Below are 26,494 nucleotides of genomic sequence, written 5' to 3' on the forward strand. Positions count from 1 at the left end.
CGGAACCGGGCAAAACAAAAGGGAGGCCGAAGCCTCCCAGTTTTTATGCGAGCCAGACGCAGCCTGGTTTGTTACTTGGCGGCCGAAGCGGCAGCCTTGTGAGTCTTCTTGGCATGCGGCTTGTGAGCCTTCTTGGCCGGAGCCGAAGCGTCGGCCTTGGCGGCCTGGGCCTTCTGCGCGGAAGCTTCCTTCTTGGCGGCGTGCTTCTTGGCGTGCTTGTGAGCGGCTTTCTTGGCCGGGGCGGAAGCGTCAGACTTGGCTGCCTGGGCCTTCTGCGCCGAAGCTTCCTTCTTGGCTACGTGCTTCTTGGCATGAGACTTATGGGCTTTCTTGGCGGCCGGAGCGGACGCGTCGGACTTCGCGGCCTGGGCCTTTTGCGCGCCGGAGGCTTCCTTCTTGGCCGCGTGCTTCTTGGCATGCTTGTGGGCTGCCTTCTTGGCCGGGGCGGAAGCCTCGGCCTTGGCGGCCTGAGCCTTCTGCGCGGCGGAGGCGGCTACCTTCTCGCCTTTCTTGGCGTGGTGGATCTTGGCCGGAGTCTTCTTCTCGGCCTTCTTGGCTGCCGGAGCGGCCTTGGCGGCGGGAGCGGAGGCCGGGACGGCTTGCGCGGCGAAACCGGCGGCGGAGCTCAGGCCGAATACAGCGGACAGGGCAAGAAGGGTCAGCTTTTTCATGATTTCATCTCCAAGTCGGTAAGGGAGGCCCGAGGCCTGCCGGAGCCACCGGTTCGGTGTTTCCTTGAGACGTATCCTAGTCCCGCCCCCCGGCTCCGTCTGTTAGCGCCTTGTAAGGCCGTGTAACGCGACGTACACGCGACAAAACCATTGCTGCTTCTGCCCATTCCGCGCCCAGCTCCGCCGGCCAGTCGGCGGACACTGGCCCGTCCTCAGTCGCGCCGGCGCGCGGTCACGATCTGGTACACGCCGCCGAACACGGTGCGCTTGCTCCAGTCGAAACGGTCCGACGCCTTGCCGTAGGCCGCGATTTCCTGGTTCCACAGCGCCTCGGCGAACGGCTCCAGCGCGCGGTTCACCCACTTGAGCAGCCACCCTATCGGCTGCCAGGGCCGGGGCCGGTGGTAGTCGACGAACATCGCCCGTCCGCCCGGCGCCACCTGGGCCAGCATATTGTCGACGATGGCCGACTTCATATTCTCAGGCACCTCGTGCAGCAAGAAGAAGCTGCATACCAGATCCTGCTTCTGCTCCGGGTGGTAGCGGGCAGCGTCCGCGCGCACCACCTGCGCCCGCGCGTCGCCGGCCAGCTTGCCCTCGGCCAGCTCCACCTGGATCGGCGTGACGTCGGTCAGCGTGAAGCGGCCCGCCTCGCCGACTCGCTCCGCGGCTCGCTGCACCAGATCGCCGTAGACGTGGGCAACCTGCCAAACCTTGTCGCCCGGCCGGATTTCGTCCAGGTAGGCGCGCATCAGCCGCTGATCGTTGCCGAACAACAGCGTGCGCACCACCAGCTTGCGGTCCAAGAGCCTGGCCTTGCGCGGATTGACGTAAGCCCAGTCGTAGACCTCGGTCATGTAGTCGGGCACATCCTGATAGTAGGGGTCGGCGGTGGTGCGAGTGTGCAGTGTAGTCATGGCGGCTACCGTTTGATGTGGTTGGATGGAAACAGCTTAACAAGCCGGGCCGGCCCCAGGCTTGAGCCAGGCCAAACCTTGCCCGAACCGCGGATCAATGCTGGCCGGCGGCCTCTTCCGCGTCGGCGTAGGTCTGCGCCACCTCGATGAAGGACGCTTCCACCGCCAGGAAGGCGTCGACCACGTCGGGGTCGAAATGGCGCCCGCTGCCGGCGACGATGATGTCCCGCGCCTGCGCGTGCGGCAGCGGCGGCTTGTAGATGCGCCGGCTGACCAGCGCGTCGTAGACATCGGCCAGCGCCATCAGCCGGCCCGCCACCGGAATCTCGTCCCCCTTCAAGCCATACGGATAGCCGCTGCCGTCCCACTTCTCGTGATGCGAACAGGCGATCTCCTTGGCGAAGCTGAGAAACGCCGCCTCCAGGCCCAGTTGGCGCTCGGCGGCGACGATGGCGTCCCGCCCCAGCGCCGCGTGCTGTTTCATGATCGCGAACTCGTCGTCGGTCAGCTTGCCGGCCTTGAGCAGGATATGGTCGGGAATGCCCACTTTGCCGATGTCGTGCAGCGGTGCCGACTTGCAGATCATGTCGATGTTACGCTCGGACAGATACTGGTCGAAACGCGGGTGGCCGCGCAGTTGCTCGGCCAGCAGCTTGACGTAGAACTGGGTGCGCTTGATGTGGTTGCCTGTCTCGTTGTCGCGGGTCTCCGCCAGCGAAGCTAGCGCCCAGATCGCCACGTTCTGCACCATCTCGGTTTCCTGGGTGCGGCGGCGGACCTCGCTCTCCAGGTAGTCGTTCTGGTTCTTGAGAAAATCGCGCGCCGCCTTGACGTCCAGCTGGTTGCGCACCCGCGCCATCAGGATGCCGGGATTGATGGGCTTGTGGATGTAATCGGCCGCGCCCAGCTGCAGGCCGGCGGTCTCGTCCTCCGCCTCCTGCTTGGCGGTCAGAAAGATCACCGGCACGTCGAAGCCCGGCCGGCTGGCCTGCAGCCGGCGCAGCACCTCATAGCCGTCCATTTCCGGCATCATCACGTCCAGCAGGATCAGGTCCGGCTCGGCGGACGCGACGATCTGCAGCGCGCGCGCGCCGCCGGTGGCCACCTTGATCCGGTACGCCCTGTGCAGCAGATCGCTGATCAGCGCCAGGTTGTCCGGGGTGTCGTCCACCGCCAGCACCGTCGGCCGCTTGTCAGGCTGGCTTGCCATGCTCGCTCTCCCTCGCCCGTCTCAGGCTGGCCAGCGCGTCGTCGAAACGGTACTGGCGCAGCGCCTGCTCGAACCCCGACGCGGCCTCGCCCAGCGCGGCGCGCAGGCTGCCGGCCTCGGCGGCGTAAACCTCCACCGCGTCGGCGTCGTCCTCTCTCAGCAAGCGCTCCAGCCTGTCCAGCGCCGGTCCCAGCGCCGTCCAGTCCGGCGCGCCCGGCACGCTGGCCGGCGCGGCCTCGGGCGGCAACGCCGTCCGCAACTGGCCGATCAGCGCCTGCAGCGCCCGCTGCGTCTCCTCGATCTGCGGCTCCAGTTCCGCCAGCCCCGCTCCGCCGCGCACTCCGCTCTCCAGGCCGGCCGCCAGCTGCTGCAAGCCGTCGGCGCCTATGGTGCCCGCCAGGCCCTTCAGCGTGTGCGCCGCCCGCATGCCGTCCTCCCGCGCCTCGCTGCGCAGCGCCTGTCTCACCTGCTCCACCGCGTCGGCCTGATCCGCGACGAAGCGCCGCAGCAGCCCCTCGTACAGCGCGCGGCGGCCCAGCACGCGCCGCAGCGCGGCGGCCACGTCCAGGCCGGCGACGCGAAGCAAGGGATCCTCGTCGTCGTCGGCGCCGTTCCCGCCCGCAGCCGCCTTCAGTTCGGCCGAGGCGATGGCCGGCGCGTCGGGCCTCGCCCCGCGCGGGTCCCAGCGCTTGAGCGCGGCGAACAGCTTGTCGGGATCGATGGGCTTGGTCACATGGTCGTTCATGCCGGCGTCCAGGCAGCGCTCGCGGTCGCCGCTCATCGCGTTGGCCGTCATCGCCAGGATGGGCAGGGTGCGCCATGCCTCGCGCTGCCGCAGCCGCCGCGTCGCTTCCAGGCCGTCCATCACCGGCATTTGCATGTCCATCAGCACCAGGTCGAAGGTTTGCGCGTCTGCCAGCCGCAGCGCCTCTTCTCCGTTGCTGGCGATGGTCACCTCGATATCGGCCGCGGTCAGCAGCTCGGTGGCGACTTGCTGATTGAGCTCGTTGTCCTCGGCGACCAGCACCCGCAGGCCGCGCAGGGATGACAAGTCCGCGCCATCCGGCTCGGCCGGCTGCCTCGTCCCGCCGCCTCCGCCGCCGTCGCAATGCAGCAGCCGCATCGTGGAGTCGAACAGCACCGACGGGCTGACCGGCTTGACCAGCATCATCTCGATGCCCGCGCCCTCGGCCTCGCGGAACACCTCCTCGCGGCCGTAGCCGGTCACCATCACCCGGTGCGGACGCGTCGCGGCGTCTCGCCGCATCAGGCGGCGGGCGGTCTCGATGCCGTCCATCTTCGGCATCCGCCAATCGAGGAAAACCACCTCGTACGGATCGCGCGCCTTTTCCGCCTTGGCCACCCGCTTCAGCGCCGCCTCGCCGTCGCCGGCCTCGTCGACGCGGAAGGTCATGCCGCGCAGCTGCTCGGCCAATATCGTGCGCGCGGTCTGGCAATCGTCCACCACCAGCACCCGCCGGTTGCGCAAATCCATGCGCGGCAGCCGCTCGGGACGGCGCGCGCCCTCGCCCAGCCGGGCGGTGAACCAGAAGGTGCTGCCCTTGCCCGGCTCGCTGCTCACCCCCACCTCGCCGCCCATCATCTCCGCCAGCCGCCGGGAAATGGCGAGGCCCAGGCCCGTGCCGCCGTATTTGCGCGAGGTGGAGTTGTCCGCCTGCTGGAAGGACTGGAACAGCTTGGCCTGCTGCTCGGCGCTCAGGCCGATGCCGGTGTCGCAGACTTCGAAATACAGCAACAGGCCGGCCTCGCTTTCCTCGCGGCGGCGCACCCTGACCGTCACTTCGCCATGCTCGGTGAACTTGACCGCGTTGTTAACGTAATTGACCAGGATTTGCCCCAGCCGCAGCGGATCGCCTATCAGCTCGCGGTTCAACTCGGGATCGACGTCGAAATTGAGCTCCAGCCCTTTGGCCTCGGCCTTTTCGCCCAGCATCGTGGCCAGATTGTCGAGCACCCGCTCCAGGTCGAACTCGGTGTTTTCCAGATCCAGCTTGCCGGCCTCGATCTTGGAGAAGTCGAGGATGTCGTTGATGATGCCCAGCAAGTGTTTGCCGGAATCGTGGATCTTCTGCAGGTAGTCGCGCTGCTTGGGGTCCAGCCCGGTGCGCAATGCCAGGTGGGCCATGCCGATGATGGCGTTCATCGGCGTGCGTATCTCATGGCTCATATTGGCGAGGAAATCGCTCTTGGCCCGGGTGGCGCCCTCCGCCTCCTCCATCGCCTGCTTCAGCCGCAGCTCTTCCTGCTTGCGGCTGCGGATGTCGCGGATGAACAGCGTGCCGGTGCGCTCGCCGGCCTGGTCCACCACGGTCAGTCCGGCCTCCACCGCTATCGTCTGGCCATCCGCCCGCGTCAGCAGCAGCTCCCAGAATTCGCCGGCGCGCAGCGCCAGGTCGGCGCCGTCCAGCCCCTGCCGCAGGATGCCCGGCAGCGGGCCGTCGCCCGCCAGCCTGGCCAGCTCGTTCAGCTTGGCCGGCCTAGCCTCGCCATCCTCCAGGCCGAACACCGTCAGCGCGGTGAGGTTGATCTCCTTGATCGCGCCCTTGCCGTCTATCACCACCACGCCCACCGGCGCGCCGGCGATGATGGACTGGGACAGCTTCTCGCTCTGCCGCAGCGCCTCGGTGCGGCGCACGATCTCGGCCTCCAACCCGGCCTGGTAGCGCGACAGCGCCGCATTGCTGGCCACCACCTCGGCCAGCAGCTCCTCGCGGCTTTTTTCGTCCAGGATGGCGCGTATCGTCTCGGGATCGGTCTCGCCCATGCCGGGCGCGTCTATCGCCACGCAGCAACGCCGGTCGCGCCGCTCCAGCCGCCAGCGCGGATCGTCCAGTTCGATGTCCACGCCCTGCGGCTCGTCCAGGCACAGGTACAGCGTGTCCCACTCCACCTCCAGCACGCAGCCGGAGTAGCCCTTTTCCTGCAAGCGCCGCAGCAGGCTGTACAGCGTCACCGCGTGGCGCTCCAGCGCGCCACCGCCCAGCCAGGAACGCTCCATCAGCTTCAGCATCTTGCTCCTGGCCCGGTAGAGGCTTTCCTCGCCCAGCAAGGACAGGTTCAGCTTCTCGCTCATGTGCCCCATCTCGCGACGATGCAAGCGGCGTCGTCGTGCCGCTTGGCGTGGTTGCTCATCAACAGACTCCCCAGCTTGCGCGCCGGCAGCCCGGCGTTGTCCTCCAGCCAGCCGGCCGGCAGATGCTCGCGCACGCCGTCGGTGGTCAGCAGCAACAGCGCGCCGGCCCGCAGCGCCAGCCGCCGCTCCCGCACCCGGGGCATGATCTGCCCCACCGTGCCGGGCTGGCCCGGCAGCTGGCTCTGCTCCGGCTGCAGCACCCGCAGCAATACATTGCCCACGCTGGCGCATGCCAGCGCGCCGTCTGCCTCCAGCCGCACCAGGCACACCGCGGCGCCCAAACTGCCCAGAAAGCGGCGATGCAGCGCCTCCAGCCGCGAGGCCGGCGCTTGCGCCGGCGCCTGCGCGAGCCAGGCTTCCATCTCGCGCGCCAGCCGGTGCGCCTCCGCGCCGTGGCCCAGCGCGTCCAGCATGGCCAGCGACACCGAGCCGTCCTCCTCCGCCCGCACCAGCATGCCGTCGCCGCAGACCCGCTCGCCGAAAAACGGCCGCGAAGCCTGGGCCAGCTCGCTCAGTCCAGGCGGCAACTGGAAATCGACCGGCGCCATTTGCGCACGCACACCCGCGTGCCCTTGCCCGGCTCGCTGTCTATCCAGAATTCGTCCATCAGCCGGCGCGTGCCCGGCAGGCCCAGCCCCAGCGTTCCCCGGCTGCTGAAATGCTCGCGCATCGCCAGCTCCAGATCGGCGATGCCAGGCCCCCGGTCCCGCGCCAGGATTTCCATGCCCACCTCGGCTCCCGTCGCCACCGGATACCAGCGCATGCTGCCGCCGCCGGCGTACTTGAGCATGTTCATCGCCAGCTCGGACGCCGCCGTCGCCAATTGCGTGCCGTCCACTACGGAAAAACCCATCCGCTCCGCCTGCGCCCGCACCCGGCACACCAGCCGCTGGACATCGCCGGCGCCGCGGATGTCCAGGCCGTCCCCGCCGCCCTCCCGCCGCGCCGGACGCAGCCGCTCGCTCGCCTGGCTCACGGCTTCAGCTCCAACGCCTGCTCCAGCGAGATCGCGCCGCGGAAGGCGCCCAGATCGGCCCCCACCTGCGACAAGCCCTGGATCACGCCGGGCCGCAGCCCCACCAGCACCGTGGACGCGCCCATCAGCGAGACGGTGCGCTTCAGATCCACCAGCGCCTGATAGGATTCCAGATCCAAAAACCGCACCTCGGACACATCCAGCATCACCCGCCGCACCGCCTTGCCGCTGATGCGCTCCAGCAGCCGATGCTGCATCTGCCGCACCAACGGCGGCCTCAGCTCGCCCTGCACGCAGGCCAGCAGCGCGTCGCCTATCTGGGACAGCGTGATTCTGGCTTCGGAAACGTCGTCGCTCATGCCTATCGCCTCATCCCAGCTGGCGTATCGCCAGTCCGCAGCTGCGGAACGCCTCTTCCAGCGCGTCGCGCAAGGTGGAGAAAGTGGAAATCTGCTCGGTGTCTATGCCCAGGTGGACGACCGTCTGCGCGATGGCCGGCGACAGCCCGGACACCAGGCTTTCGCAGCCCATCAGCCGAGTGGCCTTGGTGATCTTGATCAGGTGGTTGGCCACCGCCGAATCCACCACCGCCACGCCGGAGATGTCCATGATGAACACCCGCGCCCGCGTCGTCGCGATCTTGTTGAGCACGCCTTCCATGATGCTTTGCGAACGCTGGGAGTCGATGATGCCGACGATGGGCAGCAGCAGGATGTCCTGCCAGATCATGGAAACCGGCGTCGACATCTCCATCAATGCGCGGCTTTGCTCCATTTCGCGCTCGTTCAGCAGGTGGCCGTAGGTTTCCACCACCAGCGCGGTGTCCATGTGCAGCAGCTTGCCGCAGGACAGGATCATCTGCGACACCGCTTCGCGGCTGCCGGTTTTCAAGTAGCCGCAGAACACGTGGAAGATGTAGCTGACGCCGGCGAAGTAGGTGGACAGCGGCAGCCCGATGCGGGCATGGGTGGCGCCGGCGGCGGCGCGCTCGGCCAGATAGCCGGCATCCACGACGCCGGAGAAGAAGTTCTTCCAATAAACGGTTTGCGCTTCCCGCGCATGGACCAGCGCCGCCGAGCGGGCGAATAGCCCCGCGTAGTCGGGCTGGGCCAGCAGCCAGTCGTAGAAGCGGTCCATCGCCTCGTCCAGATGGGGCAGCACTGTTTCGCCCATCTCCCTGACGCGGCGGAAATCCTCGTCGGTCACCGCGAATGTCTTCAGGAACGCTCCCGCATCGGCCAAACTGGTCGGATCCATCCGCGCATGCCCCCATCGCCTTGTTATCAATTACATCGTGCCTATTGCTATCTATAGGACATCGCCGGCATCGCTACCGGTTGGCGCAAGGCGAAGCGGCCCGCGCCGGGAAGGCGCGGGCCGCGGGGGAAAGGCGGTCTGGCTCAGTCGGCCAGCGTCAGCACCACCGGGGTGTGGTCGGACGGGCGCTCCCACTTGCGCGGCGCCTTGTCGATCTCGCAGGCCTGGGCGCGGGGCTTGAGCGCGTCGCTGACCAGGATGTGGTCGATGCGCACGCCCTTGTTGCGGCGGAACATCATCTGACGGTAATCCCACCAGCTGTACTGCTTCTCCTCCTGGTTGAACAGGCGGAAGCTGTCGGACAGGCCCAGCGCGATCAGGCGGCGGAAGGCGTCCCGCTCCGGCGTGCTGCACAGCACCTGCTCGCGCCAGCCTTCCGGATCGTAGACATCGCGGTCTTCCGGCGCGATGTTGTAGTCGCCCAGGAGCAGCAGGTTCGGATGCTTGGCCAGCTCGGCGGCGACATAGCCTTCCAGCTTGGACAGCCATTCCAGCTTGTACGGGTACTTGGGCGAATCCACCGCCTCGCCGTTGACGAAGTAGCCGCAGATCACCCGCACGCCGTCCACGGTGGCGGCGATCACCCGGCGCTGCTCGTCGCCGTAGCCGGGAATGCCGGCGACCACATCGGTCATCTCCAGCGGCGCGCGAACCAGGATGGCGACGCCGTTGTAGGTCTTCTGGCCGAACCAGGCCGCGCGGTAGCCGGCCGCCTCGATCTCCGCCAGCGGGAAGACGTCCTGGTCCATCTTCAGTTCCTGCAGGCACAGCACTTCGACGCCGGTGTCGGCCAGCCACTGCAGCACCTGCGGCAGGCGGACTTTCAGGGAATTGACGTTCCAGGTGGCAAAACGCATCGGCGAGAACTCCAGAATGGGAAAGGATGAAGGCCGACACCATAGCAGCAGCCGGCCCTGCTGTTGAGGGATTTTCGCGCCTCGCCGCCGGCAAGGCAAAAAAAAGCGCCTCCGCAGTCGGCGGAGGCGTCAATAGACACTATATCACTACCCCTGATACGCGTCTGGCTCGCTTGCTGCTCCGGAAGACAACCCTGAGCAAAAGATTAGAGCCGGACGATTCCAGGCGAGTTCCTAAAGTTTCAATTTTTTTTACGCCGCCTCCGGCGCCATGCCGGAATGGCGCAGCAACGCGTCGATTTCGGGGTCGCGGCCGCGGAAGGCGCGGAACGATTCCAGCGCCGGGCGGCTGCCGCCGACGGCCAGGATCTCGTCCCAGAACTGGCGGCCCACCTGCGGATTGGCGCCGCCGGCCTCCTCGAACGCGGCGTAGGCGTCAGCCGACAGCACTTCCGCCCACTTGTAGCTGTAATAGCCGGCCGCGTAGCCGCCGCCGAAAATGTGGCTGAAGCTGTTGGGGAAACGGTTGTACGCCGGCGGACGGTTGACCGCCACCTCGTCGCGCACCTGCTCCAGCAGCGCCAGCCAGTCCACACTGTCGGGATTGTCGGCGGTATACAGCTGCATGTCGAACAAGGAAAACTCCAGCTGGCGCACCATCTGCATGCCGGACTGGAAGTTCTTGGCGGCGATCATCTTGTCGTACAGCTCGCGCGGCAGCGGCTGGCCGGTTTCGCTGTGCGCGGTCATGCCCTGCAGCACGTCCCACTCCCAGCAGAAGTTTTCCATGAACTGGCTGGGCAACTCGACCGCGTCCCACTCCACGCCGCTGATGCCGGCCACGCCGGCCACCTCGATGCGGGTCAGCAGATGGTGCAGGCCGTGGCCGCACTCGTGGAACAGGGTAATCACCTCGTCGTGGGTGAAGTAGGCGGGCTTGTCGCCGACCGGGCGGCTGAAGTTGCACACTAGGTAGGCCACCGGGGTCTGCACCTCTCCGCCCTTGCGGCGGCGGCCGCGCACATCGTCCATCCACGCGCCGGGGCGCTTGCCGTCACGGGCGTACAGGTCTAGGTAGAAACCGCCCAGCAGGGTATCGCCCTGGAAGATCTCGAAGTAGCGCACGTCCGGATGCCAGGCGGCGACCCGGCGCTCGGCGAAGCGCACGCCGTACAGGGTGCCGACCACGCCGAACAGGCCCTGCAGCACCTTGGGCTCGGGGAAGTACTGCTTCACTTCGTGCTCGGAGAAGGCGTAACGGGCGACGCGCAGCTTTTCGCTGGCGTAGCTGATATCCCAGGCCTGCAGCGCGTCCAGGCCCAGCTCGTCGCGGGCGAAGGCCTCCAGCTCGGCGCGGTCCTGCTCGGCGTAGGGTTTGGCGCGGCGGGCCAGATCGCGCAGGAAGTCGATCACCTGCTTCGGGCTTTCCGCCATCTTGGTGTACAGCGACAGTTCGGCGTAGTCGGCGAAGCCCAGCAGCTGCGCCTCTTCGGCGGCCAGCTTCAGCTTTTCGCGGATCAGCGGGCCGTTGTCCTGCTCGGCCGGGCCGAATTCCGACGCGCGCTTGGCGTTGGCCTCGTACAGTTTTTCGCGCAAGGCGCGGTTGTCCGCGTATTGCAACACCGGAAACAGCAGCGGGAACTGCAGCCCCAACTTGTATTTGCCCGGCTGGCCGTCAGCTTCGGCCATCGCGGCGTACATGGCCAGCGTGTCCTCGGGAATGCCGGCCAGCTCGGCTACGTCTTCGATGTAGAGGCTGAAGCCGTCGGTGGCGTCCATCACGTGCTGCGAGAACTGGTTGGACAGCTCGGCCAGGCGGCTGGACAGCTCGGCGAAGCGCGCCTTCTGCGCGTCCGGCAGCTCGGCGCCGGCCAGGCGGAAGTCGCGCAGGTCGTTTTCGATCACTTTCTTCTGCGCGGCGCTGGCTGCGGCGAAGGCGGGATTGGCCGCCACCGCCTTGAAGCGGGCGAACAGGTCCAGGTTCTGCCCCAGCTCGGTGAAGAAGGCGGAGATGCGCGGGATTTCGGCGTTGTACGCCTCGCGCAGGCCCTCGGTGTTGCCCACCACGCCGTTCAGATGGCCGACCACGCCCCAGGCGCGGCCCAGTTTCTCGGTGGCGTCGGTCAGCGGCTCCACCACCGCGTCCCAGTTGTCGCCGCCGGCGGCGACCACCGCGTCTATCGCAGCGCGGGCGTCGGCCAGCAATACGTCTAGGGCCGGGGTGATGTGCTCCGGCTGGATGGCGTCGAAGCGCGGCAGGTCGGAGAAATCAAGTAAGGGGTTCTGGCTCATGGCTTCAACATCCTGTCGGGGCGGGTCGATTATGATAAGGGAATTTGCGCGCCGGCGCGCGTGGCCGGCACAATGCACTACCGCTGAGATAAGGACGAAACGATGAAAAGCAATATCCGCCAGTACGACGGCCATCACCCGGAGATCGCCGACGGCTGTTACATCGACCCGGCGGCCGTCGTCATCGGCGAGGTGAAGCTGGACGCCGGCGCCTCGGTCTGGCCTTGCGCGGTGGTGCGCGGCGACGTCAACCGCATCCACATCGGCGAAAACAGCAATGTGCAGGACCACGCCATGCTGCACGTCAGCCACAGAAGCGCCGCCGATCCGGAAGGAGCGCCGCTGATCATCGGCCGCCACGTCACCATCGGCCATCACGTGACGCTGCACGGCTGCACCATAGGCGACGAGGTGCTGATCGGCATCGGCAGCATCGTGCTGGACCGCGTGGTGATCGAGGACCGGGTGCTGGTCGGCGCCGGCAGCCTGGTGCCGCCGGGCAAGCGGCTGGAGTCCGGCTACCTGTACCTGGGCAACCCGGTGAAGCAGGCGCGGCCGCTGACCGACAAGGAGCTGGCCTACTTCAAGTATTCGGCCGAGCATTACCTGCGCGTGGCCGACAAGCACAAGGTCAATCTGGAGGATTGAATGATGGCGGATTCGCCGCAAATCCATGAAGAAGCGCTGGAGTACGTCGGCTTCTGGGCCAGGGTGCTGGCCAGCCTGGCCGACACCGTGCTGATTCTGATCGCCTCGGCTCCGCTGTGGTGGTGGCTGGACAAGCCGTCCGCCGCAACGGCAGACTTGAGCCTGGCCGGCATATTGGGCGCCGGCACCTTCGCCGAACTGCTGGTCAACTACCTGCTGCCGGCTGTCGTCGTGATCCTGTTCTGGGTCCACAAGAGCTCGACGCCGGGCAAAATGATGCTGGGCGCCCGGGTGGTGGACGCGGAAAGCGGCCTTCCGCCCACGCCGGGCCAGGCCACGCTGCGTTATCTGGGCTATTTCGCCGCCATGCTGCCGGCCTTCGTCGGCATCCTGTGGGTGGGGCTGGACGCCCGCAAGCAGGGCTGGCACGACAAGCTGGCCGGCACCGTGGTGGTCAGGCGCAAGGCGCCGCCGGTCTCCTTCCCGCGCCAGCCATGATCCCGTTCAGGCCGGCGCCAGCCTCGGCCGGCCCTGCCCTGTCTGCGCGCGCGGCGGCGCGTTTTCGAACACGCCGTCCAGCCGGAACCAGGCCAGAGACTGATTGAGGCCGCCGGCCGACTCCGCCAGCTGTTCCATCAAGGGCTCCGCTTCCCGCATCTGCTCCTCGATATGCAACGCCAGACTGGCCAGCTCGTGGCCATGCTGGCGTATGCTTGCGCCGGCTTCGGTTTGCCGCTGCCGGGCGGCGCCGATGTCGGCCATCAATGCGCCCAATCCCGCCAGCGCGCCATCCACCGCCGCCAGCGCGCCGTCCAATGCCCGCTGGGCGTCCACGCCTTCCCGGCCGGCTTCGCCCGCGGCGTCGATGGCCTCGCCCAAGCTGCCCTTGGCCTGCTCCATCTGCCGCAGGCTGTCGAAAATGCCGCTGGTGGCCAAGGCGGTGCGCTCGGACAGCTTCCTCACCTCGTCGGCCACCACCGAGAAACCGCGGCCGGCCTCGCCGGCCCGCGCCGCCTCGATCGCCGCGTTCAGGGCCAACAGATTGGTCTGCTCGGCCACATCGCGGATCAGCGCGCTGATCTGCCCGATCGCCGACAACGCCTGGCCCAGCGTCCGCATTTCCTGATTGGCGGCGGCGATGCGCCCGGCCAGCAGGCCCATCGTCGCGGCGTTGTGCTCGCCCTGGCGGCGCGCCTGGCCGGTGGCTGACGCCGCGCCGCGGGCGCAGTCCAGCGCCGCTTCGATGTGCATCCCCACTTGCTCGGCATGGCCGGCGATCTCGGCCGCCGCCTCGTTGCTGAGCTGGCTCTTTCTCGCCTGCTGCCGGCTGGCGTCGGCGCTCTGCCGGGTCAGCAGCTGCAGTCGATGGCTATCGTCCCGGTTGGCGCCGGCATGGCGGCGCACCTCGTCCAGCAGGCCGGCCAGATGATCCAGGAAGCGGTTGATCCGCGACGCCGCGTGCGCCAGCTCGTCGCCGCCGCGGTCGGGCAGCCGCGCGGCCAGATTGCCTTCGCCCAGCGCGTCGGCGGCCTGGGCCATCGCCGCCAGCTGGCGGCGCAGCCGGCGCGCCAGCGTCAGCTGGATCAGCACCACCAGCGCGCTGGCCAAGGCCAGCGGCCCAAGGATCAGCGGCGCCAGCCGCGACAGCGCCGCGGCCAGGCCGGCTTTTTCCCAGGCCAGCTCGCCGTCGCGCTTCTTCAATTGGGCGTCGATCTGCGAAACCAATGGCGCCAGATCGTTCTGGTAGGCCTGCTCCGGAATCGACAGCGCGTCCTGCGGCGCGGTCTCGGCGATGCGGATGGCGCTGCCCAGGTTGGCGGCGTAAGCCTGCCAATGGCCGCGCAGCGCGCCGTCGAACGCGCCGGCGTCGGCCGCTGGCAAGGCGTCATGGATGTCGCGCCGGAGGCCGGCCACCTGCCGCTCGGCCTGTTTCAGGCGTTCGGCGGTTTCCGGCAGCAAGGGGTCGGCGCGGGAAAACGACAGCGACACGGCCTTCAGCTGTTGCAGATTGGCCGCCAGCTGCTGCAGGCGGTTGTAGTTGTCGACGTGGCGGGTGAAGGCATACAGCTGCTGGCCGGTCAGCGCCATCGCCAGCGCCAGGCTGGCGAGGGTGAAGGCGATGGTCAGCCACAGGCGTTTGATCAGGGACATGGCGGGCGCTGCGCGAAGCTAGGGGCCATCATGCTATCCGACCGACATGACAATAAGATTTCAAGACATATAAGTAAGTAGCAAAAGTTGTTCACATTACGTTACAATCCCGCCCACCCTAAAAAAGGGAGGCGAGTGTCGGACAGGATTTCGCCTCGCGGCGGCCACTTCTTCCCGATCAGGCACATCCTGAAATACGAATGAACGGCCCCGCCGCGCCGGAAAAGAGCATGGACAGACTCTTGGCGCACTCCCCAGGCTCCATTGCGTTCGCGCGCAGGAGTCCCGCCTGCCCCGCAGGCGCGATTTACATAAGACCGGGCCCACCCGGCTATGTGGGCAACCTCCCCCGGACCCGTCCGGCGCGCGCCGCTCCGGGAGCGATGTTGCCCGTCATCGTTCAAATGACAGGAGATTCGCCCTTGCAACAACAACATTCCCGCCACATCGGTCCGATCTCACTGATGCTGACCGGCCTTGGCTCCATCATCGGTTCCGGCTGGCTGTTCGGCGCCGCCCACGCCGCGCAGATCGCCGGCCCGGCCGCCATCGTCGCCTGGATCGTCGGCATGGTGATCATTCTTTCCATCGCGCTGAGCTACGCCGAACTGGGCGCCATGTTCCCGGAATCCGGCGGCATGGTGCGCTACGCCCGCTATTCGCACGGCTCGCTGCTCGGCTTCATCGCCGCCTGGGCCAACTGGATCGCCATCGTGTCGGTGATTCCGATCGAGGCCGAAGCCTCGGTGCAATACATGAGCACCTGGCCCTATCCGTGGGCGCAGAACCTGTACCATAACGGCGAATTGAGCACCGTCGGCCTGTCCTTCGCCGCCGTGCTGGTGGTCGCCTACTTCCTGCTCAACTACTGGGGCGTGAAGCTGTTCGCCAAGGCCAACAGCGCCATCACCATCTTCAAGGTGATCGTGCCGGCGGTGACGGTGGGCGCGCTGGTCTATAGCGGCTTCCACTCGGAAAACCTGAACAACCCGGCGCTGGGCGGCTTCGCGCCGTTCGGCTGGGCCAGCGTGATGACGGCGGTGGCCACCAGCGGCATCGTGTTCAGCTTCAACGGCTTCCAGAGCCCGATCAACCTGGCCGGCGAGGCCCGCAATCCGGGCAAGAGCGTGCCCTTCGGCGTGGTCGGCTCCATCCTGCTGGCCGCGGTGATCTACGTCGCGCTGCAGGTGGCCTTCCTCGGCGCGCTGTCGCCGTCCGAACTGGCCCACGGCTGGAAGGGCCTGGACTTCAGCTCGCCGTTCGCCCAGCTGGCGATGGCGCTGGGCCTGAACTGGCTGATGATGACCCTGTATTTCGACGCCTTCGTCAGCCCCAGCGGCACCGGCGCCACCTATATGGCGTCCACCTCGCGGATGATCTACGGCATGCAGCGCAACGGCACCATGCCGGCCATCTTCGGCCGCATCCACCCGCTGTACCGCATTCCGCGTCCGGCGATGTGGTTCAACCTGGCGGTGTCCTTCGTGTTCCTGTTCTTCTTCCGCGGCTGGGGCACGCTGGCGGCGGTGATCTCGGTGGCGACCGTGATCTCCTACCTGACCGGCCCGATCAGCGCCGCCGCGCTGCGCCGCTGCGCGCCGGACCTGCCGCGCCCGCTGCGCCTGGCCGGCCTGAACATCGTCGCGCCGTTCGCCTTCGTCTGCGCCTCGCTGGTGCTGTATTGGGCGCGCTGGCCGCTGACCGGCCAGATCCTGTTCCTGATCGTGGCCGCGCTGCCGGTCTACATCTGGTACCAGGCCAAGGCCGGCTGGCCCGACTTCAAGCGCGAATTCAAAGGCGCGCTGTGGATGGTGCTCTACCTGCCGACGATGGCGCTGCTGTCCTGGATCGGCAGCACCGACTTCGGCGGCCTCGGCATCCTGCCCTACGGCATCGACATGGCGGTGGTGGCCGCGGCTTCGCTGGGCTTCTACTTCTGGGGCGTCAACAGCGGCTGGTACACCCGCTACCTGCGCGACGAGCACGACCCGAAGCTGGTGGAAGCCATGCAGCAGGACGGCGAGCCCGCCGGCAAGCTGGCCGGCCAGCGCGGCTGATTCCCCGGCCCGAGCAAGACAAAGCCGACTGCCCAGGCAGTCGGCTTTTTTACGTCCTGGCTATCCGACAACGCTCAGTAGCGCCATTCCACGGTGGCCGAATAGGCGCGGCCGCGGCCGGTGGCGTTGGGCGACCAGTCGGCGGACTGCAGCGGCATCGCGTTCATCACGTTCAGCGGCGCCGAGTAGCTGCGGTTGGTCAGATTGCTGACGCCGGCGCGCAAAGTCAGCTGCTTGTTCAGCTTGTAGTTGGCGTACAGGTCGATCAGCGTCGGCGTCGCGTTCTGCTGCTCCTTCTCCACGTCGCCGGTGATGTCGTCCGCGTTGCGGTCGGCGTTGATGCGGTAGCTCTCGCCGTCCTTGCGGAAGATCGCCCCCAGCTCCAGCTTGCGCTCCAGCAGCCGCGCGCCGACGTCCAGCGAGTAATAGCTGGACGGCAGCTCGGTGATGTCGCCGAAGTTGAAGTTGGCGGCGGCGATGGACGGCGGCTGGCTGGTGCGCTCGCGGCTGTACGACAGGCGTGCGTAGACGAAGCCGGCGTCGTAGTTGGCCTCCAGCTCCCAGCCGCGGGTGCGCACCGGCGATACCGAGTTGGTGTAGACGTACATGGTGTCGCTGACGTCCGCCTCCTCCGCCTTGCCGGTGTTGACGTCGGCATAGCTGCAGCGCGCGCCGCCCTTGCAGATGCGGAACATCGTGCTGCTGATGTAGTTGTCGATCCTGGAGCGGTAGCCCAGCAGCTTCAGCCGCAGCGTGTCGTCGCGGCTCAGCAAGCCATGGAACATCGAATTGAAGCCCAGCTGCACGGTATCGGCGCGCTCGCCCTTGAGGAAGGGGTTCATCGAGTCGGCGCCGGAGTTGGCGAAGAACACCTCTTGCGGATTCGGCCCGCGCGAGGTGCGCGCCGCGCTGGCGAAGGGCTGGAACCACGGCGCCACCTCGGCCGAAATCAGCAGCGACGGATCGAAATAGCTTTCCTTCAGGCTGATGTCGGCCGCGCCCTGCGGGAAGCAGCGCAGATCGTCGCGGCAGGCGGGCTTGTGGCCGCCCAGCTCGAAGCGGGTGTAATTGAAGCCGCCGACCACGTTGAAAATGCCGTAGCGGTAGTCCAGGCTGGCGAACAGCGAGCGCATCTCCTGCTTGCCGGCCGGCGCGAACGGGTTGTTCTCTATCGCCTGCTGCGCGGTTTCCGGGTCGTCGATGTCGCTGAACACATTGCGCACGAAGCGGTTGCGCTGCCATTTGGCGCCGGTCCGCAGCGTGGCGTCGCCGCCCCACAGGTCGAAGCGGCTGGCGTTGTCCACGCTCAGGCTGTCGTTGACGTTCTCGGTGCTGGTATTGGTGAAATTGATCAGCGCGCCCGGCATATAGATCTGCTTGCCCTTGCCGTGGCTGGCCAGCGCCGTCAGATCCACCCATTCCGACAGCGGCGTGTAGCGGTACTTCAGCGCGTAGTCGTCGCTCTGGATGTCGCGCTTGGTGAAGTGGTTGCGATAACGCCGCGCCGACAGCTCGGCGAAGTGGCGGGCGTTGGGACGCCATTCGGCCTTGAACAGCTGTGATTGCGGATTCTGGCTGAAGCTCTGGTCGCCGCCGAAGCCGAACTCGGTGCTGTCGACGCCGGAGCCGTTGCGGTAGGTGCCGCTGCTGGCGCTGCTGCTGATCGCGCCGACCAGGCCGAATTCGCCCCAGTCGCCCAGTTGCTGGCGCGTCGCGCCGGCCACCATGCCGCTGCGGCCCAGGCCGTTGTTGCCGCTCATGTACTTGGCGCGCGCGCCGTAGCGCTTGCCTTCGCGCAGCACGTCGTCCACGCCCAGGGTGCGGAAGTTGGCGCTGCCGGCCAGCGCGTTGATGCCGTTGCCGCCGGCCGAGCCGCCGCGCTCCACATCCACGCCGACGATGAAGTTGGGATCGATCAGCGCGCCGAAGGCGCTGGTCGGCACCGCGCCGTGGGCCAGTTCCGACGGCGCGCTGCCGAAGTAGTTCTGGCTGACGCCGTCTATCATGGTGTTGACCCGGCCCAGGCCGCTCATGCCGCGGATATTGACGCTGACCGCGCCCTGGTTAGGGTCGATCTGGGTGTACACGCCGGGCATGCCGCGCAGCACGGCGTCCAAAGACTCGGAACGGGTGTTCTCGCCGCGGCTGCTGAACGCGCCCGGCTTCTCCAGCGCGCGCTTCTCGGCGCGGTCGCCGTCAGCTTCCGCGCCGCCCGCCGCGCTGCCGCTGACCACCAGCGGCCGGAACTCCACCTTGCCGTCGGCCTGCGCCGCGTCGGCCGCCAGCGCCGATTGCCCGCATACCGCCATCGCGGCGCCCGCCCAATGCGCCATCATTTTCTTGTTCACTGTCTGACTCTCCAAAGTGATCGCCGTCCGAACCGCCCTGCCAGGGGCGCGCGCGTTCGGACAGCAAGAAACAGGAGAGCGACGTGGAGATCAGGGCCGCGCGGGGCTGATCGCCCCGCCGGCGGCGGGATAAGGCCAGGCTCACGGTTCGCGCCAGCCGGACAGGGTCAGCAAAAAGGCGTATTCGCGGGCATTGGCCGCCAGCCGGGACACGCGGCCGGACTGGCCGCGGTGGCCGGCCTCCATCTCGGTGATCAGCGCCAGCAGCTGGCCCGGCCATTGCCGCTCGCGCAGCCGCGCCACCCACTTGGCCGGCTCCCAGTACGGCACCTGGCGATCGTTGAGGCCGGCGGTCACCAACAAATGCGGATACGGCCCGGCGCCGACGTTGTCGACCGGGCTGTAGCCGCGCAAGCGGCGGTAGGCGTCGGCGTCGGCCGGATTGCCCCATTCGCCGTACTCGCCCACAGTCAGCGGCAGGGACGGGTCCTGCATGCTGGACAAGGCGTCGACGAAGGGCACCTGGGCCACCGCGCCGCGGAACAGGCCCGGCGCCTGGTTCAAGGCCGCGCCGATCAGCAGACCGCCGGCGCTGCCGCCCATCGCATACAGCTGGTCCGGCCGGGCGTAGCCCCGCCGCGCCAGTTCGCGGGCGGCGTCGACGAAGTCATTGAAGCTGTTCTGCTTGTTGGCCAAGCGGCCGGCCTCGTGCCAGCGCCGGCCCAGCTCGCCGCCGCCGCGCACGTGGGCGATGGCGAATACGAAGCCGCGGTCCAGCAGGCTGACGCGCGGCGCGCTGAATGCGGCGTCCATGCTCATGCCGTAAGCGCCGTAGCCGTACAGCAGCAGCGGATTGCCGCCCTTGGCCAGCTTGTCGCGGCGGTAAACCAGCGACACCGGCACCCGCTCGCCGTCGCGGGCGCGTATCCACAGCCGCTCGCTGCGGTAGTCGGCGGCGCGGTAGCCGGCCAGCTTGGGCTGCCACAACGCTCGGGTCTCGCCGTTGGACAGATTCCATTCCCAGGTCGAGGTCGGCGTGGTCAGCGACGAGTAGCGGTAGCGCAGCCGCCCGCTGTCCGGGTCCGGATTGCGGTCGAACCAGACGCGGTAGCTCGGGTCCGGCAGCGCCAGCGTCCGGCTCGCGCCGCCGCGCCAGGCGATGGCGCGCACCCGGCTCAGGCCGTCGCCACGTTCCTTGACGATCAGATGCCGCTTCAGCAGCAAGAAACTCTCCACCTCGCGGTTCGCCGTAGGCGCGATCAGCGTTCGCCACTCGCCGCCGGACGCGGCGCTGCGGTAAAGGCCGAAACCCGCCGGATCCGGATTGGCGCGCAGGTAGAACGCGCCGCGGTAATGGTCCAGATAGTATTCGCGGCCCGGCCGGCGCGCGGCGAAGCGCTTGGCCGGCGCGGCCGGATCTTGCGCGTCCAGCAGCCAGGCCTCGCTGCTGTCGCTGCCGGCGACGGCGATCAGCGCGTAGCGGCGCGAGGCGCTGGCGGACAGGCTGACGGTGTAGCCCTCGTCCTTTTCCTCAAACACCAACGCATCCTTCTTGCCGTCCAGCGCATGGCGGTAGACGCGGCTGGGGCGATAGGTGTCCGTGTCCGGGTCCGCGGCCACGTACCACAGCGCGCGGCCGTCGGCGGACCAGACCATATCGGTTCCCGTCCCGCCTTCGGCGACCGGCAGCCATTGGCCGCTGGCCAGATCGCGCAGCGCCAGCCGCTGCGCGCCATCGCCTCTCACATCCTCGGCCACCGCCAGATAGCGGCCGTCCGGCGACAGCTGCCAGCCGCCCAGCCGGTAATAGCGCTTGCCCTTGGCCCGCTCGGCGGCGTCCAGCACCATCCGCCATTCGCCGCCGGCAGCCGGCCGGCGCTCGTACACCGGCTGCTGCGCGCCCTCAGGATAGCGTTCACGGTATTCCCAGCCATTTTCTGTATAAGGAAGCGAGGCCTCGCCGCCGGCGCCGCGCGCCCGCATCTCCGCCAGCAGCGTGTCGCGCAGCGGCTGCTGGCCGGCCAGCAGCGTGTCGGCGTAGCGGTTCTCCGCCTGCAGATGGGCCAGCACCTCCGGCCGGCTGCGGCTGTCGTCGCGCAGCCAGGCGTAGGGATCGACGCGCGCGTCGCCGTGGGCGCTCAAGGTCTGCGGCCGGGTTTCGGCCCCGGGCGGCGCGTCGGCGCGCGCCAGCGCGGCGCACAGGCAGAAGCCCGCCAATGCGGCAAAGGAAAGAATAGGGTTCATCGTCGCTCGCGGCGGCCGGTCAGCCGGCCTGGTTCAGGTCAAAATGGATGGGCAATACGATGCGGATCTGGCCGGCGACCAAGCGCTCCGGCGGCGGCGCGGGCAACGGTTGCGCGCGGCGCAGCACCGCCAGCGCCTCGCGGTCCAGCGACAGGGTGCCGCTGCCGGCCGCCAGGCTGGCGCTCTTCACCCATCCCCCCGCGTCCAGCGTCACGTCGACTTTGGCGACGCCGCCGCGGCGGCGGCTGATCGCGTCTTCCGGATAGCGTTTGTGGGCAGCCAGGTGGCCTAGCACCCGCCCCTCCCAATCGACGTTGCGGGCGTTGCCGTCGCTGTTCTGTGCGGCGGCGGTGTCGTCGGCGCGTTGCGGCGCCTTGGCCGACGACGCCGATTCGGCGCTCCTGGCCGGCCGGCTGGCGCTGTCGGCATCGGCCTCGCTCGGCGCGCCGTCGCGCCGAGCCTGCAAAGCCACGCTCTGCCTGGCCTCGTCATTTCGCGCCAGCTTCACCGGCGCGCGTTCGCCGGCGCGGGCGCGGGACGCGGCGCTGGCCATCTGACGTTGCTGCGCCACCGGCTGGTCCGCCTCCGGCGTCGGCGCGCGCGCCTGCAGAGCCACCAACTGCACCACCGCGGGCTGGGCGCTCGGCGGCTCGGCCTCGCTCGCGGCGGGCAAGCAGATCCACACCCACAGCAACGGCGCGAGAGCCAGCAGCAAGGCGCCGCCGCCCCAGCCGACGACGGGCCTCGGCTTGCGCTCGGCGGCGGCCATCAGCCCGCCTCCCGGCCCACCAGGCCCACTTGCAGGTAGCCGGCGGCGCGCAGGGCGTCCATCACCGCCATCACGTCTTCGTAAGCGGCGGCGCGGTCGGCCTGGAAAAACAACGGGGTGTCGCGGCGGCCGCCGGTGGCGGCGTCGAGGACTTCGCCCAAACTCGCCAGCGGCGCCGGCTTGTCGCCCAGCAGCAGGCTGCGGTCCGGCTGCAAGGTGATGATCAGCGGCTTGTCCGGCCGCGGCGCCGGCTTGGCGCGAGAGGCCGGCAGCTCGATGCGCTGATCGACGCTGGACAAGGGCGCGGCCACCATGAAGATGATCAGCAGCACCAGCATCACGTCGATGAAGGGCGTGACGTTGATTTCGGACAGCTCGGCCAGCTCGTCGCCGCCGCCGGAAGGAAAGCCGCCCATCGCTCAGCGCCTCGCCGCGCGCGCGTCCAGCTCGCGGCTGAGCAACAGCAGCAACTGGCCAGCCACCTGCTGCTGCTGGCTCTTGTGGCCTTGCAGCCAGCGGCTGAACAGGTTGTAGATCACCACCGCCGGAATCGCGGCCACCAGGCCGACCGCGGTGGCCAGCAACGCCTCGGCGATGCCGGGCGCGACGCTGGCCAGGCTGGTGTTGCCGCTGGCGGCGATGCCGGCGAAGCTGCGCATGATGCCCCATACGGTGCCGAACAGGCCGACGAAGGGCGCCACCGCGCCGATGGTGGCCAGCAAGCCGACGCCGCGCGCCAGCGACCGGGCGCGCGCGCTCTGCGACTGCTCCAGCCGGAACGCGGCGCGCGCCTGCAAGGCGTCGCGCGGCGCGTCGGCGGCCGACAGGGCGATCTCGGCATCCACCTCGCGCAGCAGGCTGCGCGCCAGGCCGTGGGCCGGCAGCGGCCGCACCCGCTCGCCGGCATCGGCCAGCGTCACGGCTTCGGCCAGCGCCGCATGGCCGCGGCGGCCTTCGCCGGCGGCCAGCCACAGCGCCGCGCCCTTCACCAGCAACACCAGCCAGCAGGCGAAGGCGGCAGCCAGCAAGGCCAGCATCACGCCCTTCACCACCGGATCGGCGGCGACGAACATCGCCAGCGGCGACAAACCGGCGTCGGCGGCCGGCTGGGCCGCCAATGCCTGGACGGAATAAAGCGAAAGGCCGCTGCCTGCGATGCCGGGCAACGGCCTGATGGGAGTGCTGGGCTTCATCAATGATTATGAGTTTGGGTGGAGACGCCCCACTCTATCATTAATGATTATCATTATCAATTAATGAAATGGAAACCATTCCGCCCAACTCATTCACCGGCTTTGGCGGTGTGCCAGACGTAGTCCGCCTGCTCTCGGCCCAGCTCCACGCCCTCCTCCGCCAGCACCAGCACCGTCGCCGGCCGCCCCGGCGCCAGATCCGCCAGATGCAGCGGAACGCCGACATCGCGCAGCACATGGTAGGCGCCGGCGATCAGCATCGCCGGCTTGGGCGCGGCCAGCAGCCGTTCCGCCATCCGCCGGTCGCGCTGCTGCTGCGCGGCCAGCATGGAGGCCATCATGCCCTCATCCATCTTGCCCCCGTGCTCGCCGCGGATCACCTCCTCCAGCCGGCTCGACGCCCGCGGATCGCGCGACGCCCGCCCCTGCGGCCGCTCGCGGCTGGCGTAGTAGGCGCGCATCTGCTCGCGGTCCAGATTGGCCGCCAGCAGCGGGTACGGCGCGCGCAGCAGCGTCATCGCCAGTTCGCCGTAAAGCGCCCACGGCCAGCCGCTCTGCCAGGCCACCAGTTCCCGCACCCGCGACGGCCGCACGCTGGGATCGCCCTGCAGCCAGGCTTTCACCTCGTCCACCTTGGGCTGCTGGCTGGGCATCAGCATCTCCAGCAAAACGCTGCCCTGCGGACGAGCCGCAGCCAGCCTGCGCGCAAGCCAGACTTCTATTTGATGATGCTGGCGGTTGTCGTGCTTTTCGCCCACCAGCAGCATTTCCGCCGACCCCAGCCTGGCCAGCAGCGCATCCGGACTCAGCTCGCGGCCGCTGGCCGTATCCACGATCCGTCCCGGCGGCGGGCCGGCCGGCTTCTCCGCCGGAGCCGCCGCGCATGCGGCCAGCCCTGCCGCCAGCAGCGCCGCGGCCATCCCTCTTTTCACGCGCATTGCGTCCTCCGCTCTATCTTATCGAGCCGGATATTAATTGATAATAATTATCAATATCAACCATGCGACGCCAAGGGCGGAAAACGGACGCAAAAAAGCCGGCAGCGAGCGCGGCCGGCCTGGCTTGCCTAAAACGGACGCTTACAGCGTGGCCAGCGCGGCCTCGTAGTCCGGCTCGTCGGCGATCTCGGCCACCAGCTGGCTATGCAGCACCTTGTCGTCGGCATCCACCACCACCACGGCGCGGGCGGTCAGGCCGGCCAGCGGGCCGGAGGCCAGCTTGACGCCGTAAGCCTCGGCGAAGGCCGGATTGCGGAAGGTGGACAGGGTCACCACGTTCTCGATGCCCTCGGCGCCGCAGAAGCGCTTCTGCGCGAACGGCAGGTCGGCGGACACGCACAGCACCACGGTGTCGGCCAGCGCGGCGGCCTTCTCGTTGAACTTGCGCACCGACATCGCGCAGGTCGGGGTATCCACGCTGGGGAAGATGTTGAGGATCTTGCGCTTGCCGGCGAAGCTTGCCAGCGTCGCCTCTGCCAGGTCGCCGCCGGTCAGTTGCAGCGCCGGAGCCTGTTCGCCCTTGGCCGGCAGCTTGCCCGCCACTTCCACCGGATTGCCGCGCAGGGTTACGATTGCCATGTCTTGATTCCTCGTCTGGGTTGGGGATGGCGCTAGTGTGGCGCAAAGCCCGCGGAATGCAACCCTGCCGGGCGCATGGTTGTCGTCGCTACCAACTGCCGCTCTACCGTCCCCATGCGCACCAAATTCCATACTGTTCTAAATGACGGCGATTTTTATTTTTATTCGTTATATAAAGTGCGGGTGACGCCGCCACCGTGGCGTCGCAAGCGGCAATTCGGGACGCGCTTACCGGCGTCGTCAACTGTCATCCGATTTCGTAGGAGTCACTCATGGCCAACCAAGCAGATCGCGATCAGAAGTCCGGACTGTTCATCGTCAATTACAACGTATTCAAATCGAACCAGGTCGGCGGCTATAACCTGCAGCTGCGCCTGTCGGTTTACCCGCCGGCCCGCCGCGTCACCGGCGAAGCCATCATCACCCACGCCACCGCCCAGCCGCTGGTTTTCGAAAACCAGGTGCAAGGCCACTACGAGGAAAACGGCGGCAACGTCGAACTGATCCTGCAAGGCGTGCGCCAGCATCACGCCCAAGACCAGCAAGGCCAACAGCAGCAGGCTCACGCCCACCTGCGCGAAGATTTCTTCTTCGACGGCCTGCTGAAGGGAGGATGGCGCGCGGAGCACGGCTCCCACGGCCGCTACGCCTTCCGCCTGAACGGCCGCTGGATCGAGGAGATCGGCCAGGAAATCCAGCAGAGCGAGGAACAGCACAACGCCCATAAGGCGCTGCGCCTGCTCTAAGCGCTGACCGCCCCGCAAGCCGCCAGCGCCCCGGCCTGGCGGCTTGCGCGTTTTCGCCTGTCCCTAAAGACGGCTCCTCCGGCCCGCGACGCTGATCCGTGCTTGGATGCTGGATTCGTCCCACCATGCGGCTCACGCCGCTTTCTGGAGGCTGTCATGTCCCATCCGCAACCCGAATCCGGCCGCCGCGATTTCCTGCTCGCCGCCGCCGGCGCGCTGGCCGCCCTGGCGCTGCCCGCTCTGCCCGCCGTCGCCCGCGCCTCGTCGGCCCACGCGCTGCCGCCGCTGCCCTATCCGGAAAACGCGCTGGAGCCGGTGATCTCCGCCCGCACCATGGGCTTCCACTACGGCAAGCACCACAAGGCCTATCTGGACAACCTGGCCAAACTCACCGCCGGCCGCGACTACGCCGATCTGTCGCTGGAAGACATCATCGCCCGCTCCGCCAAGCAGGCCGGCGACGCCGCCATCTTCAACAACGCCGCCCAGCTGTGGAACCACTCGTTTTATTGGAGCAGCCTGCGTCCCAAAGGCGGCGGCATGCCGCCGCAGAAGCTGCGCGAGATGATGGACGCGTCCTTCGGCGGCGTGGACGCCTGTAAGCAGCAGCTGGCCGGCGCCGCCATTTCCCAGTTCGGCAGCGGCTGGGCCTGGCTGGTTCAGGACGGCGACAAACTGAGGGTGGTGAAAACCGGCAACGCCGACAATCCGATCACCGCCGGCCTGACGCCGCTGTTGAACGTGGACGTGTGGGAACACGCCTACTATCTGGACTACCAGAACCGCCGCGCCGACTACGTCAACGCGGCGCTGGACAAGCTGATCAACTGGGAATTCGCCCAGCAGAACCTCAAAGCCTGAGCAGCGGGACTCACAATCGGTCGTAGACGCCGCCCAAGGCCCGCAATACGGCGGCGGCGTCGTCCAGGGCCGCGTCATCCATCTCCCGCAGCGCGCTATCCAGCACTTCCGCCAGCAGGCGTTCGCGCTCGCGATGGCGCGCCAGGCCCAGTTCAGTCAGTTGCACCAGCACCGAACGCTTGTCGGCCAGCGACTTCGCCTTCTCCACATAACCCTGCTCGCTCAAGCCATTCACGAGTTGGGTGACCCCTGCGCCGGTAGTCTCGGTCAGTTCAGCCAGCCGCGCTACAGGCAGCGCGCCCTCCTCGGCCAGTATCCGCAGCACCCTGGCGTGCGATAGGGAAAGCGCGCCGGCCTGGCGCGTGGCGCGGCCGCGCAGCCGCGCGTCGGCGGCGCTCAGGCTGTAGGCGGCGCGGCTCAGCCTCGCCAGCGCCTGCCGGCGCGGGCTTTCTTCCATTTCTGCGGGCGAGGCGTCTTCTCGCGGCATTGTTGACATGCGTTCCAGC

24 protein-coding genes are annotated in these 26,494 nt (G+C 68.0%); 5 read left to right on the top strand and 19 right to left on the bottom strand.

Annotated elements, in window-relative coordinates; all coding sequences use genetic code 11:
• Positions 1–71: 71 nt before the first annotated feature.
• From DK842_RS04940 to DK842_RS04985, 10 genes are all read right to left on the bottom strand, one after another.
• Positions 72–671, bottom strand: a complete 600-nt coding sequence (locus DK842_RS04940) for a hypothetical protein (protein ID WP_114060359.1) — start codon at positions 669–671, stop codon at positions 72–74.
• Positions 672–883: 212 nt separating this feature from the next.
• Positions 884–1,588 carry a rhodoquinone biosynthesis methyltransferase RquA gene (gene rquA / locus DK842_RS04945; RefSeq protein ID WP_114060360.1) on the bottom strand — a complete coding sequence of 235 codons (705 nt, stop codon included), beginning with the start codon at positions 1,586–1,588 and terminating at the stop codon, positions 884–886.
• A 94-nt stretch (positions 1,589–1,682) separates the two neighbouring features.
• Positions 1,683–2,798: an HD-GYP domain-containing protein gene (locus DK842_RS04950; RefSeq protein WP_114060361.1), complete on the bottom strand. Its 1,116-nt coding sequence runs from the start codon at positions 2,796–2,798 to the stop codon at positions 1,683–1,685.
• Positions 2,782–5,892, bottom strand: a complete 3,111-nt coding sequence (locus tag DK842_RS04955; protein ID WP_232538595.1) for a response regulator — start codon at positions 5,890–5,892, stop codon at positions 2,782–2,784. The genes DK842_RS04950 and DK842_RS04955 overlap by 17 nt, the downstream gene beginning before the upstream one ends.
• Complete coding sequence (locus DK842_RS04960; RefSeq protein ID WP_114060362.1) at positions 5,889–6,500, bottom strand: SpoIIE family protein phosphatase; 612 nt, start codon at positions 6,498–6,500, stop codon at positions 5,889–5,891. The genes DK842_RS04955 and DK842_RS04960 overlap by 4 nt, the downstream gene beginning before the upstream one ends.
• Positions 6,464–6,928 (bottom strand): anti-sigma regulatory factor, encoded by a 465-nt coding sequence (locus tag DK842_RS04965; protein WP_198414631.1) that lies wholly within the window; start codon positions 6,926–6,928, stop codon positions 6,464–6,466. The genes DK842_RS04960 and DK842_RS04965 overlap by 37 nt, the downstream gene beginning before the upstream one ends.
• Complete coding sequence (locus DK842_RS04970; RefSeq protein ID WP_114060363.1) at positions 6,925–7,287, bottom strand: STAS domain-containing protein; 363 nt, start codon at positions 7,285–7,287, stop codon at positions 6,925–6,927. Before DK842_RS04970 ends, DK842_RS04965 begins: the two co-directional genes overlap by 4 nt.
• A 10-nt stretch (positions 7,288–7,297) precedes the next feature.
• Entirely contained in the window at positions 7,298–8,185 is an 888-nt protein-coding gene (locus DK842_RS04975; protein ID WP_114060364.1) for a protoglobin domain-containing protein, read from the bottom strand.
• A gap of 143 nt (positions 8,186–8,328) precedes the next feature.
• Complete coding sequence (gene xth, locus DK842_RS04980; RefSeq protein ID WP_114060365.1) at positions 8,329–9,102, bottom strand: exodeoxyribonuclease III; 774 nt, start codon at positions 9,100–9,102, stop codon at positions 8,329–8,331.
• Positions 9,103–9,354: 252 nt separating this feature from the next.
• Complete coding sequence (locus DK842_RS04985) at positions 9,355–11,394, bottom strand: M3 family metallopeptidase (RefSeq protein ID WP_114060366.1); 2,040 nt, start codon at positions 11,392–11,394, stop codon at positions 9,355–9,357.
• A 102-nt stretch (positions 11,395–11,496) separates the two neighbouring features.
• Here DK842_RS04985 and DK842_RS04990 point away from each other — a divergent pair, with 102 nt between their 5' ends.
• Positions 11,497–12,042, top strand: coding sequence for a gamma carbonic anhydrase family protein (locus DK842_RS04990; RefSeq protein WP_114060367.1), 546 nt, complete (start codon positions 11,497–11,499; stop codon positions 12,040–12,042).
• Positions 12,043–12,540: an RDD family protein gene (locus DK842_RS04995; RefSeq protein WP_232538596.1), complete on the top strand. Its 498-nt coding sequence runs from the start codon at positions 12,043–12,045 to the stop codon at positions 12,538–12,540.
• A gap of 6 nt (positions 12,541–12,546) precedes the next feature.
• Here the strand turns inward: DK842_RS04995 and DK842_RS05000 are convergent, their stop codons facing one another.
• Positions 12,547–14,193, bottom strand: a complete 1,647-nt coding sequence (locus DK842_RS05000) for a methyl-accepting chemotaxis protein (RefSeq protein WP_114060368.1) — start codon at positions 14,191–14,193, stop codon at positions 12,547–12,549.
• Between the two features lie 422 nt (positions 14,194–14,615).
• On the opposite strand from DK842_RS05000, the gene DK842_RS05005 reads away from it, so the two are divergent.
• Positions 14,616–16,250, top strand: a complete 1,635-nt coding sequence (locus DK842_RS05005; RefSeq protein WP_114060369.1) for an APC family permease — start codon at positions 14,616–14,618, stop codon at positions 16,248–16,250.
• A 74-nt stretch (positions 16,251–16,324) separates the two neighbouring features.
• Here DK842_RS05005 and DK842_RS05010 read toward each other — a convergent pair whose 3' ends face one another.
• From DK842_RS05010 to tpx, 7 genes are all read right to left on the bottom strand, one after another.
• Positions 16,325–18,598: a TonB-dependent receptor domain-containing protein gene (locus DK842_RS05010; RefSeq protein WP_198414633.1), complete on the bottom strand. Its 2,274-nt coding sequence runs from the start codon at positions 18,596–18,598 to the stop codon at positions 16,325–16,327.
• A gap of 141 nt (positions 18,599–18,739) precedes the next feature.
• Positions 18,740–20,842, bottom strand: coding sequence for a S9 family peptidase (locus DK842_RS05015; protein ID WP_114060370.1), 2,103 nt, complete (start codon positions 20,840–20,842; stop codon positions 18,740–18,742).
• A 19-nt stretch (positions 20,843–20,861) separates the two neighbouring features.
• Positions 20,862–21,611, bottom strand: a complete 750-nt coding sequence (locus DK842_RS05020) for an energy transducer TonB (RefSeq protein WP_114060371.1) — start codon at positions 21,609–21,611, stop codon at positions 20,862–20,864.
• The gene (exbD, locus tag DK842_RS05025; protein ID WP_114060372.1) at positions 21,611–22,027 is read right to left on the bottom strand and encodes a TonB system transport protein ExbD; all 417 of its coding nucleotides are present in this window, start codon (positions 22,025–22,027) and stop codon (positions 21,611–21,613) included. Before exbD ends, DK842_RS05020 begins: the two co-directional genes overlap by 1 nt.
• 3 nt (positions 22,028–22,030) lie before the next feature.
• Complete coding sequence (exbB, locus tag DK842_RS05030) at positions 22,031–22,804, bottom strand: tonB-system energizer ExbB (RefSeq protein WP_114063617.1); 774 nt, start codon at positions 22,802–22,804, stop codon at positions 22,031–22,033.
• Between the two features lie 89 nt (positions 22,805–22,893).
• Positions 22,894–23,742 carry a ChaN family lipoprotein gene (locus tag DK842_RS05035; RefSeq protein WP_198414634.1) on the bottom strand — a complete coding sequence of 283 codons (849 nt, stop codon included), beginning with the start codon at positions 23,740–23,742 and terminating at the stop codon, positions 22,894–22,896.
• Between the two features lie 141 nt (positions 23,743–23,883).
• Positions 23,884–24,381 carry a thiol peroxidase gene (gene tpx, locus DK842_RS05040; RefSeq protein ID WP_114060374.1) on the bottom strand — a complete coding sequence of 166 codons (498 nt, stop codon included), beginning with the start codon at positions 24,379–24,381 and terminating at the stop codon, positions 23,884–23,886.
• A gap of 272 nt (positions 24,382–24,653) precedes the next feature.
• On the opposite strand from tpx, the gene DK842_RS05045 reads away from it, so the two are divergent.
• Positions 24,654–25,127, top strand: coding sequence for a DUF1842 domain-containing protein (locus tag DK842_RS05045; protein ID WP_114060375.1), 474 nt, complete (start codon positions 24,654–24,656; stop codon positions 25,125–25,127).
• A gap of 156 nt (positions 25,128–25,283) precedes the next feature.
• A complete protein-coding gene (locus DK842_RS05050) occupies positions 25,284–25,988 on the top strand; it encodes a superoxide dismutase (RefSeq protein WP_114060376.1) in 705 nt (234 codons plus the stop codon).
• 10 nt (positions 25,989–25,998) lie between these two features.
• On the opposite strand, the gene DK842_RS05055 is transcribed toward DK842_RS05050, so the two are convergent.
• Entirely contained in the window at positions 25,999–26,484 is a 486-nt protein-coding gene (locus DK842_RS05055) for a MarR family winged helix-turn-helix transcriptional regulator (RefSeq protein ID WP_198414635.1), read from the bottom strand.
• Between the last annotated feature and the right edge of the window lie 10 nt (positions 26,485–26,494).

This window comes from Chromobacterium phragmitis (assembly GCF_003325475.1).
In the GTDB taxonomy this organism is placed as follows: domain Bacteria; phylum Pseudomonadota; class Gammaproteobacteria; order Burkholderiales; family Chromobacteriaceae; genus Chromobacterium; species Chromobacterium phragmitis.